Below are 12,731 nucleotides of genomic sequence, written 5' to 3'. Positions count from 1 at the left end.
TAATTGATAGAAAAATACATAAGGATGGTGCAGGAAATGAATGTAACAGTATGGAATGAGAATCGTCATGAACAGAAAAACCCGGAAGTGCGATCCATTTATCCAGACGGAATCCACGGAACCATTGCGGGATTTCTTGAAGAAATGGGCCACCGTGTCCAGACAGCCACATTGGATGAGCCGGAACACGGTTTAACAGATGACGTTCTTCGCAGCACAGAAGTCTTGATCTGGTGGGGGCATCTTGCGCATGAAGAAGTAGACAGTGTAATTGTAGAAAAAGTGAAAAACAGGGTATTAGACGGAATGGGACTGATTGTTCTTCATTCTGGCCATTTCTCTAAAATCTTCAAATCCCTAATGGGTACAGGCTGTGACCTGAAATGGAGAGAAGCTGACGAAAAAGAACGTCTGTGGGTAGTTGAGCCAAGCCATCCAATCGTAGATGGAATCGGCGAGTACATCGAACTTGAAAAAGAGGAAATGTATGGAGAGCACTTTGACATTCCAGCACCTGACGAGCTTGTTTTCATGAGCTGGTTTGAAGGCGGAGAAGTATTCAGAAGCGGCTGTACGTATAAAAGAGGCAGCGGTAAAGTATTCTATTTCCGTCCGGGCCATGAAACATACCCAACCTATCACAATAAAGACATTCAAAAAGTAATTGGAAATGCAGTACGCTGGGCAGCCCCTGCCGATCGTGAAAAACCGGTATACGGTAATGCACAGCCGCTTGAAAAAATCACAGTAAAATAAAGGTAGAAAAGCCGGTTGTGTATTCATAGGCTTATTGAACCCAACCTGCTTAGGAATACCTGCATCATGAAGCTTTGCCGGAAGCAATTTTTCCAATGAGCCAGAATAAATATTATCCATTTTGAGGAGGAACCATCACATGACAAAAATTAGAATTGGTGTTGTAGGATGCGGAAGCATTGCCATCCACCGCCACCTGCCTGAATATGCAGTCCTGGATACTGCAGAAATTACAGCCGTATGCGACATCGTCGAGGAGCGCGCAAACGAAATGGCATCTATCTACGGAGCAGCTGCCTATACTGATTATCAGGACTTAATTAACAGCGGCAAGGTAGATGCAATCAGTGTCTGCACACCGAACTACCTTCATGCTCCTGTATCTATTGCAGCGCTTAAAGCCGGATTGCACGTTCTTTGCGAAAAGCCGATGGCCACATCAAAAGAAGACGCTGAAGCAATGATTGCTGCTGAAAAGGAATCAGGCAAAAAGCTCATGATCGCTCACAATCAGCGTTTTACTGCTGCTCATCAAAAAGCACGCAAGCTGATTGAATCCGGTGAAATGGGAAGAATCTACAGCTTCCGTACAGCATTTGGCCACCCTGGACCTGAAGCATGGAGCATCGATGGAAAAGACAGCTGGTTCTTCAAAAAAGAAGAAGCTTTTATTGGTGCAATGGGAGACTTGGGTGTTCATAAAACAGACTTAATGCGCTACCTGCTTGGAGAAGAATTTACGGAAGTGGGAGCATTCGTTCAAACGAGTGCAAAAACGTTCGGAGATGTGGACGATAATGCGGTGTGTGTATTGAAAACAGGATCAGGGATACTTGGTACATTAACCGCGAGCTGGTCTTATACAGGTAAGGAGGACAATTCCACCATCATTTATTGTGAAAATGGAATTATCCGCCTGGAGGATGATCCTGTTCACAGCTTGGTCATTCAATATTCAAATGGTGAAATCGCAAAATTTGAGCTTGGCAAGATTCAGTCAAATGAAGAAGGCGGTCAAGTCATTTCCAAAGTTGTCAATCATTTCGTTGACTGCATCGTCGAGGATAAGCTGCCGCTGGTTACTGGGGAAGAAGGAAAAAAATCGCTTGAAGTGATTTTAGCTGCTATGGAATCCAGTGAAACAAAGCAAATTGTGTCGATAAGCCAGGGCGTTATTGCATGAAAAAGCTAAGGATTGGCATCATTGGAGCAGGAGGCATTGCTACGGGACGCCATATTCCATCCTTTCAGCACTTTTCAGACCAGGCAGAAATTACAGCTGTGAGCGATATTAATGTCCATCGTGCAGAAGATGTAGCAAAAGAGTTCGGGATTCCTCAGTTTTTTGGGGACTATACTGAAATGCTTCCTGAAGTAGATGCAGTAGTCGTATGTACACCGAATAAATTTCATGCAGAGATCTCCATTGCCGCGCTCCGGGCAGGAGTTCATGTACTATGCGAGAAGCCGATGGCGCTGTCAGCTGCCGAATGCAAAGTAATGATTGAAACGGCTAAAGAATGCCAGAGAAAGCTTGCTATCGCCTACCATTACCGGTATATGAAGGAATCGCAGGCAGCTAAGAAAGTAATGATCACCGAGGAAATCGGTACACCTCTAGTCGTCCGCATAAAAGCTCTAAGGCGCAGAAAAGTTCCGGGCTGGGGAGTCTTTACAAACAAGGAGCTTCAAGGAGGAGGCAGCTTAATTGATTACGGCTGCCACCTGCTTGACCTAGCCCTTTGGCTGATCGGCAATCCGAAAATAATTGATGTAACAGGCAGCACTTACAATGCGTTAAGCAAAGTACCGAATCAGGTAAACCTGTGGGGCCATTATGATCATCAAAGGTTTAACGTCGATGATCATGTGACGGCCTATATTCGCTTCGAGAATGGTACGTCGATGCTATTTGAAACGTCCTGGGCAACGAACATCCGTGATGATGAGGAACATCTCAGCATTTCAGGCGTAAATGGCGGGATCAGTGTTTTTCCAATGGAATTGTACACAACTAAATACAACATGCTGTTCAATAGTCAGCCAGCCTGGATTCCTGGAGAAGAGGATCCCGGAATTCTTCAGGCTAAGAATTTTATTGCTGCCTGCTTTAATGAAGAAGAGCTGATTGTTCAGCCTGAGGAAGCGATGCAGGTTTCTGAAGTAATCGATGCGATCTACGAAAGCGGTAAGATTACCATTAAAGAATAGAGCATAAAAGGAGTGGGAGATATGAAACTAGGCGTTTTCACTGTTTTATTTTCCGATATGGAATTCGAGCAAATGCTTGATACCGTCCAAGCAGCGGGTTTGCATGCGGTCGAAATCGGGACAGGCTGCTATCCGGGAAATGCTCACTGCAATTTGGACGAGCTTTTGTCCAGCGAAGAAGCAAGAAAGCAGTATAAAGAAAAAGTAGAAAGCCGCGGACTGACGATCAGTGCTTTCAGCTGCCACGGCAATCCGATTTCTCCTGACCGTGCTTTTGCAGCAGAATCGGATGAAACTCTTCGAAAAACAATCAAACTGGCTTCGCTTCTCGAGGTTCCGGTTGTCAACTGCTTTTCCGGAACAGCAGGTGAATCCGAAGACGCAAAATATCCGAACTGGCCCGTGACTCCATGGCCGAATGAATACGGCGATGTTTTGACATGGCAGTGGGAAAATAAGCTTGTTCCTTATTGGAAAGAGGTTGGGGAACTGGCAAAAGAGCATCATGTGAAAATCGGACTCGAGCTTCATGGCGGTTTTCTGGTTCACACACCGTACACCCTGCTCAAGCTTCGTGAAAAAACATGTGATGCGATTGGCGCAAACCTGGATCCAAGCCATCTTTGGTGGCAGGGAATTGATCCGGTAGCAGCGATTAAAATTCTTGCTAAAGAAAACGCCATTCACCATTTCCATGCTAAAGACACCCATATTGACCCGGAAAACGTCAACATGTACGGCTTAACTGACATGCAGCCTTACGGCGAAGTCCGTTCCAGAGCCTGGTCATTCCGCTCTGTCGGCTGCGGCCATAGCAATGATGAATGGGGCCGCATGATCAGCACGCTGATCACATACGGATATGATTACGTGGTCAGCATCGAGCACGAAGACCCGATCATGAGTATCCAAGAAGGCTTCAAACGAGCCGTAACCAATCTGCAATCCGTACTTATTGAAGAAAAACCTGCTGATATGTGGTGGGTATAATAACAAAAAGGACAGCCCTTGTCATTAGGAGCTGTCCTTTTTTACAGGCGGAAATGTCATCTGGGTGATCAAAGTAATGGATTTAAGCTGCATGATCCTCAGCATATTCTAAAATACCTTATCTAATATAAAGCTTACTCCGCCATTAGACTTCCAGGTTCACTCTTCTTCGATTGTGTCCGCCACTCCAATATCTTAACTAAATTGATGACATGCAGGGTGTCAATTTCCATGACTGAATTTTCTCTGGCTGAGAGGATAAGCAGATACGAGTAGTGTCCGTAAATGGGGATCACGGCCACCGTTTCTTCATTAAATGAATGGACCCGGGCCTGTTTCAGCTGGTCTGTAACGTGCTGTTTATCGTTGATGGAAATATTAAAAATGGTTTCCAGACGTCCCAGCACCTGGTGGATGCTTTGGGTAAAATGATAATCATCATCCCCGACAAGATGATAAAGCTTCACATGAAAGTCAAATTGATCTGTGTAAATTTCCACGTATGCAGTTATGGATCTCTCATAATCTTCAAAGCTTTGGAGGGACGATTCCTTTGGCATCAAGTCCTCTTCCTCCTGTATAATGAGCGAAAACGCAGTTGATTTTTTCCTCATATATTCCAGAGTCCGCTCATTATGCTGAATGGTTTGTTCAATCCATTCACTATGCTTAAATTCGGCTGATCCGATTTTTTGGATATTGGGAGTCTGAAAAATGCTAAGATCAATAAAGACAGCAGCAGCTGCGAGCTGGAGGATAAGAGGCCAATCCTTCATAGATAGTATTTGAAAAAAGAAACACACGGAAAGAAACAGCAAAAATAGTGCGTACAGCCATTTTCTTAAGGCCTGCAGCAGGGAAGAGTAGACAGATCTGTTTATCATATAAAGTACGATAGCGGCGGCAGAATAGAGGACCATGATTAGAAACAGCCACTGTACATACATACGCATACCCCCTTCCTAACCATATTTATTGGACGGGAGGCAGAAAGATGATAGAGAAAGGGCGAAAAAGTCCATGCATTTTGTAGAACGTCATGAAAAAATCATTCAAACCCTTGAAAAAGAGAAAATGGTGAAGGTAACTGAACTGAGCATTAGCCTAAACGTAACGGAAAAAACCGTCCGGCAGGATCTCATTGTGCTTGAAAATAAAGGATTGCTCAAACGGATTTACGGGGGAGCGATCTTACCTGAAAGTACGGGAATGCTGCCTGTCGAAAAAAGACAAGCCAGCTTTTTATATGAAAAAAAGCTGGCAGCAAAAGCTGCAGCTGAAAGAATAGAAGAAGAGGATACCATATTTCTGGATGGCGGGAGCACGATGCTCGAGCTTGCCAAGCTGCTTATCCACCGGAAAATAACCGTCCTAACAAACGATATCAAAATCGCGCACACTCTATTAGGAGCAGAAAAAGTTCAGCTGATCATGCCGGGTGGAGGAAGAATTCCCGGATCGGCCAGTCTTTTTGGGCCCATTGCAGAGGAGGCCATGCAGAAACTCAGAGTTAAAAAGCTGTTTCTGGGGACAACAGCAGCTGATTTATCAAACGGCCTTACTGTTTTCAGTCATGCTCAGGCAGAGTACAAAAAAAGAATAATCAGGCTTGCGGATCATGTTGCTCTCGTAACAGATCATACAAAATTTGGACAAACGGCATTAATTCAATATGCTGATTTTGATATTCTCGATGAAGTGATTACAAATAATGAATTGCCGGAAGCCTGGAAAAAAGAGCTGGGGAGAATGGGCATTCCAGTCTGTTATGGAAAATGACCTCTAAATCAGGACACCTATAGGTGAATTGTAAACTGAAATGACGGATGCAAGAAGATATTCCAGGGAAGAGAATAGGTGCCGGATGAGAAACCAGGTAATCATATAAATATCAGTTAATCGCTTAGATCTCATGAGGGAAATAAATAGGGCGAAACGATTAGGAACCTAAAATATGACGGGATGTCAGCCGGTATTTTAGGTTTTCTGCTATATTTGGAAATCTCAAAAACTTCCAAAATTCACTATCCCTCTTTTTCCCAGTGTGCTAAACTAATAAAAACGAACATAAAGATACAAATATGAACATGAATAGGAAGTGGAGGGGTTCTTTTGCCGCAATTTTCTCTACATGGAAAGGTGGCTCTTGTGACAGGGGCAAGCCGCGGTCTCGGCAGGGGAATGGCGCTTGGACTGGCAGAAGCAGGTGCAGACATTATCGGTGCTGGAATCAGTGATATGTCCCTTGTGCAAAAAGAGATTGAGAGTCTTGGAAGATCATTTATGGGAATCAAAGCGGATCTATCAGATGAAAAACAGCGGACCAATCTGATTAAAAAGGCCATTGAGGAAAAAGGGAAAATTGATATTCTTGTCAATAACTCCGGTATGATCCGGCGATCTCCTGCTGAGGATTATTCAATGGAGGATTGGAGAGCAGTCAACAATTTGAATATGGATGCGGTGTTTCAGCTGTGCTCCGAAGCAGGAAGGCATATGCTGGAGCGGGGCTCCGGTAAAATCATTAATATTGCCTCCATGCTTTCTTTTCAAGGCGGAATCCGCGTACCTGCTTATACGGCAAGCAAGCATGCGGTAGCAGGTTTGACACGAGCACTTTCAAACGAGTGGGCAGGAAAGGGAATCTGTGTAAATGCGATTGCTCCGGGTTATATGGAGACAGACAACACAGAAGCGCTTAGACAGGATAAGGAGCGCAGCGCATTTATCCAATCCAGGATTCCGGCAGGGAGATGGGGATTGCCAGAAGATTTAAAGGGACCGGTTGTTTTTCTTGCATCGGATGCTTCCAATTATGTAAGCGGTCACATACTTGCGGTTGATGGAGGATGGCTAAATTTTTAATAAACAGGGAGAGGGAAAAATGGAAACGAGACATTGTGCAAGCAAAGAAGAAACGAAACGTTATACGACAGAAGAGCTAAGAAATGCTTTTTTAATTGAGTCGCTGTTTGAAGATGATCAGCTGAAGCTCACATATACCCATGAAGACAGGATGCTGATTGGCGGAGCTGTTCCTGTAAGAGAGCCTCTGACTCTGATCGAGCCTGATATTAAGACAAAGGCATTTTTTGAAAGAAGAGAAGCCGGACTCATTAATATAGGCGGACCGGGTTCCATTAAAGTGGATGGAGAAGAATATCATTTAGATCAAAAAGACTGTCTTTATGTGGGGCTCGGAAAAAATGAAGTGGTGCTCTCAAGTGAAGATCAGAAGAATCCGGCCCGGTTTTATATTTTATCTTCTCTGGCGCATAAAGAATATCCGACGGTTAAAATTGGGATCAATGATGCAACTCCCGTACATTTGGGCGATGAGAAAAACTCCAATAAACGGACGATCTATAAGTATATTCATGCGGAAGGCATGCAAAGCTCGCAGCTGATGATGGGGATGACGCTTTTGGCACCCAATTGCATGTGGAACACAATGCCAGCACATATTCATGACCGCCGCTCTGAAGTATATTTATATTTTGATATGGAAGCCGATACCAGGGTTTTTCATTTCATGGGCGAGCCTTCTGAAACAAGGCATTTAGTTGTGAAGAATGAACAGTCTGTTATTTCTCCAAGCTGGTCGATCCATTCAGGTATCGGCACGAGCAATTACACATTTATTTGGGCAATGGCTGGTGAAAATTATACATTTGATGACATGGAACAAGTCTCGATGAGTGATTTGCGATAAGGAGGGAACGGATTCTTGAATGTGGTCAATGAAGGAATAAAAATAACCCGGTACAAAGCTTTAGATGGTTCACCTGATTTCGTAGATAAGGCTTTGGCTCAGGCTCTGGAAAAAATCAGTGCGAACCTGGAGCCGTTCACCTATATTTTCCCCGATGACACGACGGTAGAGGGCCTGTATTACCCCCGCAAGCCTGAAAAAAGCGATCAAATGAGAGGCGGCAACTTCGGATGGACCACAAGCTTCTGGACCGGTATCATCTGGCTTGCTTATGAAATAACTGGAGATGAAAAGTACCGGAAAGCAGCAGAAGTTCATGTTGAAAGTTTTTATGACCGGATTATTCAGAAACTGGACTGCGATCATCACGACCTTGGGTTTCTGTATACGCTTTCCTGTGTTAGCGGCTATAAGCTGACAGGAAATGAAACAGCGAAGAAGGCAGCTCTATTGGCAGCAGATCATTTAATGACTCGTTATTTTGAAAGTGCAGGTATTATCCAGGCATGGGGAGACTTGAATGATCCGAAACAAAGGGGCCGGATTATTATTGATTGTCTCATGAATCTTCCTTTACTGTATTGGGCCGCAGAGGTTACGGGAGATTCTCGTTACAAAATGGCTGCGGAAAAGCACGCACTCAATGCTTGTAAGTGGATTGTAAGGGAAGATGCATCTACGTACCACACCTATTTCTTTGATACGGAAACGGGAGAAGCGAAGTATGGAAAAACACATCAGGGATACCGGGATGATTCCTGCTGGGCAAGGGGCCAGGCTTGGGGAATTTATGGCTTCCCGTTAAGCTTTGTCTATACCAATAATCTCGAATTCCTGGAATTGACTGAAAAGCTTGCCCATTATTTTTTGAATCGGACCCCGGCCGACGGTGTCGTATATTGGGACCTTGCCTTTACAGATGGAAGCGGGGAGGAAAAGGACAGCTCATCAACGGCCATTGCGGCCTGCGGACTGCACGAACTGGCAAAGCACACAACGGACAAAGAATTAAGAAGCTATTATGGCCAGGCTGCTTCCGCGATGCTGAGAGATCTTTATGAGGGCTACTCAACAAGAAATCATCCTGAATCAAATGCTCTCATCTTGCATGGAGTATATGCAAAGCCTGAACAACTGGGAGTGGACGAAGGGAATTTGTGGGGTGACTATTATTATATGGAAGGCCTCGTCCGTCTGAAGAAAAACTGGAATCTGTATTGGTAAGAGCAGCTGTCTAACAGCTGCTTCTTTTAAGATTGGCTGTGTTAAAGCATTAATTATGTTGATTTATTAACATCTGTAGATTGGAGCGAACGCCTGCTGGCTGCAATCAACAGCTAAGTTTAACAGAGCATTAAAAAGAGAAAGGCAAGCGCTTTTAAAATTCGGTTCGGCTCATTTTCATGGAGATGGATTCACTTGCTTTCTGCCAGGATAAGAGCATGTGAGCGGGCTTTAACCGGGGGAAATGGATGGTAATCAAGAGAGGGATACTAATCTTACTGTCTTTGATGCTATTAATGCCAATCTGTCCAGATATTGCAAAAGCTGATGATCCGCCTGCTGGAGAAAATAGAGAAGAAGAGCAGCTTGTCATTCAGGACTTTGAAGATCTAGCCGACTGGAAGGGGCTGATAAGGGAAACTGAAACCATACATGAAGGCAGCTCTGCAGGGAAATGGATGATTACAGATAAAAACACCGGAAAACTGACAAAAGCCATTGAAACCAATTCCATCCCCAATGACTGGACCTCCTATGATTCATTGAATCTTTGGATCCACTCCGAAAAATCAACAAACGACCGAATCTACGTAGTCCTCTACTCAGATAATTCTGCTACCGCTCAGCTTGATTACTATATCACCTCTATACAAATTACATGGCAGGGCTGGCAAAAAGTCAGGCTGCCCTACTATTCCTTCCGGGCAGGATATACGCCTGCCGGTTTCAGCAAAATTGATCAGCTAAGACTTCATGCCTCATGGTACGGGGAAACCCCTAATCCAGATACCCGTTTAATCCTGGATCAAATGACACTGGACGATACGAAAGAATCTGATATTCTGCCTATAGACGGATTCGAGGATTCGAAGAAATGGACATCGATTACAGAGAACACCAAATATGTGAAAGAAGGACTTTTCAGCGGAAAATGGGATCAAATGCCCTCTAAAAAAGCGGTTCAGTCTACTGCAATCCCAAGGGACTGGTCACGGTATGACAAGCTTGATTTTTGGATGTACTCTGAAAAGGCAACCGGTACGATGATTTATCCTATACTGGACTCTGATGATCCGGCAACAGAAGGATTTGATTATTTCCTTGCAGGTCTGAAAATAGACTGGACAGGATGGAAGCAGGTGTCCATTGATTTAAAAGATTTTACTCCATCCAGGCAGCCGCTGGGGCTTCATACTGTGAAAAAGCTGACATTCCACTCCTTCTGGTACAGCAATCAGCCACCAGATCCGGAGACAGTTGTGTATTTGGATGATATGAAGCTTGTGCGAGAATCGTTTCAGGTTTCTCCTAAATCCATTTCCAAGGAAGGAATGCCTGGAACCGAGCAAACATACTTTGTGACGATCTTGAATAAAGCCAATCAGGCGGACCATTTTGACGTCAGTATTCCGGAAGAGTTTTCAGATGCTGTTACTCTAAGTGAGAAATCAGGAGACCTGCAGCCGGGAAAATCCAAAATTCTGACCGTTCAATGGAAATGGCCAAAGGAAACGCAGGCAGGAGAGGAACAGACAATGACGATATCTATTTTGTCCCGCTTAAAGCTTGGGGCAAGTTTTCAAGTGAAGCTTAAATCCAAGCCCTATCAGTGGAAGGAAGTCAGCCATACAAGGCCGAAATCTTTTATAAACGCTAATGAGCTGTCAGAAGCGAAGAAAAGGATCGCGGAAGAACCGTGGGCAGCAGATTATTTTAAGAAATTGAGAAAGGAAGCTGACCAGCAGCTCATTTCAAACCTGGATGTTCCGGACCAGGCAGGCGGCCATGGAATGTGGTTCCTATGTGATGACAGCTCACCCCTTCAATATGACCCGGCGAGCCCCAATAAACACTACTGCCCATCAGAGGATAAATTTTATACAGGGGATTCTTATGATGCAGGCTGGCGTTATTACCGCCACAATGAAATCATCAAAGCTGCCCGCACGCTTGCATCCTCCTACAAACTGAGCGGCGATGTGCGTTATGGCAGAAAAGCTGCAGATCTGATAATCAAATACGCAAATTATTATCCAAATTACTCTAAGCAGGCGAGGGGAGGAAGACTTTATTGGCAAACGCTTGATGAATCGGTAAGCATGGTTGATCTTGCTTACACGTATGATCTGCTTTATGACAGCGGATTGTTGTCAGAGCAGGATAAAGCGAACATCGAGCTGAATATGCTCCGGCCATCAGCTGTTGCCATCAGTGAGTATGATATGGGACGGTCCAACTGGCAGGCATGGCATAATGCTGCTGTGGGCATGATTGGTTTTGTTCTTGGAGACCGGGAATACATGGAATTTGCCATCAACGGGGAGCATGGATTTTATTACTTGATGAAGGAGAGTGTCCTTTCAGACGGATTTTGGTGGGAGGGGTCCATGGCCTATCATTTATATGCGCTTAGGGCTCTGCAGAATCTGGCAGATGGGGCTAAAAGCTGGGGCTATGATTTGTACAGCAGTCCTGAACTAAAAAAAATGTATGAGGTTCCACTGGATTATGCCTACCCGAATTTTGGGCTCCCTTTCAATAATGATGGAGGAATATACGGAAGCTCATTGATGGACCCAGTGAGTAAAAAAGGGAATTTTGATTATGAACCGGCCTATTCGGCATATAAGACTCCTGGCTTTGCCTGGCTGCTGGATACAAAATACAAGAAAATTCCGCGTGAAGGCGAATACGCTCTATTTAAAGGAATCCCGACGATTCCGGATACCGGTTCCTATGAATGGAAGAGCCGGAATTTCGAAGGAGCGGGCCAAAGTTTACTTCGAACCGGCAGCATGTATGCCCTCATGGACTATGGCCCATACGGGGGCTCCCACGGACACCCTGATAAACTGCATATGGATTTGTTTGCTGAAGGAGAAGCATTTGCGCCCGATTTTGGAACCCCAAGCTATGGGCACGTCCTGTACACTGGATGGTATAAGCAAACAGTCAGCCATAATACGCTGACTGTAGATGGAACTTCCCAAAAAGCGGCAGAGGGGAAACTAGAACATTTTGCTTTGGGCAAGAATTTGCAGGTCATGAAGGCGGAGGGGGGAGATGCCTTCCCGGGTGTTGAAGCAAAACGGACAGTCTTGATGTGGGATCGTTTTGCCTTGGACTGGATGGAAGCGTCAAGCCTTGGAGAAATCAGACAATATGATTGGGTGTTCCATGGTCTTGGTGACTTCTCAACCAATCTGAATTTTTCTGAACGCCATTCTCCACTCGGAACCCAGAATGGATATCAATTTCTTAAGGATCCAAAAAGCGCTTTTGTAAAGGATTCGTTTCATTCTCAATGGAAGCTTCATAATAAAACGCTCCGTATGATTTCACTGGGAACAGGACTGAAGGAAGTTGCTGAGGCTATGGGCCCCGGACCTTCTTCAGAACCCGAAAAAACCTATTCCGTTCTTTTTCAGCGGCAAAAAGGGGAGAAAGCGCGCTTTGTTAACATTTTTGGTGCAGGAGAGATGGAATTCAGCGCAAGCTGGTTTGACGAATACGTTATCCAAATAGAGGATGGGAATGAAGCAGCCTGTATAATTGCCAATCCGGAAACGGAAGCAGGCGGACTTTTCGCAGGGAGGATCGCATTTGATAAAAGCAAGGTGAAAAGCTGCCGGGACCTTCCTGTGAAAGTCCTGGCAGGTGGTGAGAAGCTGACCATCATTCTGCCGGCTAAAACCATTATGCGAAGCGCGACTCTTATGATCAAAGGAACTGGCTATAAATCCATTACTGTCAATGGAAAAGAAACCTCCGGCATTGAAATGAACGGATTGACGGTTATTGACCAATAAGAAAACAGCCCCTGCAGATTTCAGCAAGG

At 44.7% G+C, this 12,731-nt stretch carries 10 protein-coding genes; 9 read left to right on the top strand and 1 reads right to left on the bottom strand.

Going from position 1 to position 12,731, the window contains the following annotated elements; genetic code table 11:
- Positions 1–36 precede the first annotated feature (36 nt).
- The 4 genes from AS29_RS20215 (at position 37) to AS29_RS20200 (ending at position 3,957) form a co-directional block, all read left to right on the top strand.
- The gene (locus AS29_RS20215) at positions 37–756 is read left to right on the top strand and encodes a ThuA domain-containing protein (RefSeq protein WP_035413304.1); all 720 of its coding nucleotides are present in this window, start codon (positions 37–39) and stop codon (positions 754–756) included.
- A gap of 139 nt (positions 757–895) precedes the next feature.
- Positions 896–1,939, top strand: coding sequence for a Gfo/Idh/MocA family protein (locus AS29_RS20210; protein ID WP_035413302.1), 1,044 nt, complete (start codon positions 896–898; stop codon positions 1,937–1,939).
- Entirely contained in the window at positions 1,936–2,967 is a 1,032-nt protein-coding gene (locus AS29_RS20205) for a Gfo/Idh/MocA family protein (RefSeq protein WP_035413299.1), read from the top strand. The genes AS29_RS20210 and AS29_RS20205 overlap by 4 nt, the downstream gene beginning before the upstream one ends.
- A 21-nt stretch (positions 2,968–2,988) precedes the next feature.
- A complete protein-coding gene (locus tag AS29_RS20200) occupies positions 2,989–3,957 on the top strand; it encodes a sugar phosphate isomerase/epimerase family protein (protein ID WP_035413297.1) in 969 nt (322 codons plus the stop codon).
- A 134-nt stretch (positions 3,958–4,091) separates the two neighbouring features.
- Here AS29_RS20200 and AS29_RS20195 read toward each other — a convergent pair whose 3' ends face one another.
- Positions 4,092–4,904 carry a type II toxin-antitoxin system SpoIISA family toxin gene (locus AS29_RS20195; RefSeq protein ID WP_035413295.1) on the bottom strand — a complete coding sequence of 271 codons (813 nt, stop codon included), beginning with the start codon at positions 4,902–4,904 and terminating at the stop codon, positions 4,092–4,094.
- A gap of 73 nt (positions 4,905–4,977) precedes the next feature.
- Here AS29_RS20195 and AS29_RS20190 point away from each other — a divergent pair, with 73 nt between their 5' ends.
- The 5 genes from AS29_RS20190 (at position 4,978) to AS29_RS20170 (ending at position 12,702) form a co-directional block, all read left to right on the top strand.
- A complete protein-coding gene (locus AS29_RS20190) occupies positions 4,978–5,736 on the top strand; it encodes a DeoR/GlpR family DNA-binding transcription regulator (RefSeq protein WP_035413292.1) in 759 nt (252 codons plus the stop codon).
- A 333-nt stretch (positions 5,737–6,069) separates the two neighbouring features.
- Complete coding sequence (gene kduD / locus AS29_RS20185) at positions 6,070–6,822, top strand: 2-dehydro-3-deoxy-D-gluconate 5-dehydrogenase KduD (RefSeq protein WP_051860871.1); 753 nt, start codon at positions 6,070–6,072, stop codon at positions 6,820–6,822.
- A gap of 19 nt (positions 6,823–6,841) precedes the next feature.
- A complete protein-coding gene (gene kduI / locus AS29_RS20180) occupies positions 6,842–7,669 on the top strand; it encodes a 5-dehydro-4-deoxy-D-glucuronate isomerase (RefSeq protein WP_035413286.1) in 828 nt (275 codons plus the stop codon).
- A gap of 21 nt (positions 7,670–7,690) precedes the next feature.
- Positions 7,691–8,893: a glycoside hydrolase family 88 protein gene (locus tag AS29_RS20175; protein ID WP_231889999.1), complete on the top strand. Its 1,203-nt coding sequence runs from the start codon at positions 7,691–7,693 to the stop codon at positions 8,891–8,893.
- Positions 8,894–9,141: 248 nt separating this feature from the next.
- Positions 9,142–12,702: a heparinase II/III domain-containing protein gene (locus tag AS29_RS20170; RefSeq protein ID WP_035413280.1), complete on the top strand. Its 3,561-nt coding sequence runs from the start codon at positions 9,142–9,144 to the stop codon at positions 12,700–12,702.
- Positions 12,703–12,731 lie beyond the last annotated feature (29 nt).

Source organism: Bacillus sp. SJS, assembly GCF_000732485.2.
GTDB classification, from domain to species: Bacteria; Bacillota; Bacilli; order Bacillales; family Bacillaceae; genus Metabacillus_B; species Metabacillus_B sediminis.
The sequence above is the reverse complement of the archived record's forward strand: the minus strand, read 5'-3'. Positions and strand labels throughout refer to the sequence as shown.

Excerpts from the sequence above, each read along its gene's own strand:
- AS29_RS20210 (WP_035413302.1), top strand. The coding sequence starts at position 896 with ATGACAAAAATTAGAATTGGTGTTGTAGGATGCGGAAGCATTGCCATC.
- AS29_RS20205 (WP_035413299.1), top strand. The coding sequence starts at position 1,936 with ATGAAAAAGCTAAGGATTGGCATCATTGGAGCAGGAGGCATTGCTACG.
- AS29_RS20170 (WP_035413280.1), top strand. The coding sequence starts at position 9,142 with ATGGTAATCAAGAGAGGGATACTAATCTTACTGTCTTTGATGCTATTA.
- AS29_RS20200 (WP_035413297.1), top strand. The coding sequence starts at position 2,989 with ATGAAACTAGGCGTTTTCACTGTTTTATTTTCCGATATGGAATTCGAG.
- AS29_RS20190 (WP_035413292.1), top strand. The coding sequence starts at position 4,978 with ATGCATTTTGTAGAACGTCATGAAAAAATCATTCAAACCCTTGAAAAA.
- AS29_RS20195 (WP_035413295.1), bottom strand. The coding sequence starts at position 4,904 with ATGTATGTACAGTGGCTGTTTCTAATCATGGTCCTCTATTCTGCCGCC.
- AS29_RS20215 (WP_035413304.1), top strand. The coding sequence starts at position 37 with ATGAATGTAACAGTATGGAATGAGAATCGTCATGAACAGAAAAACCCG.
- kduI (WP_035413286.1), top strand. The coding sequence starts at position 6,842 with ATGGAAACGAGACATTGTGCAAGCAAAGAAGAAACGAAACGTTATACG.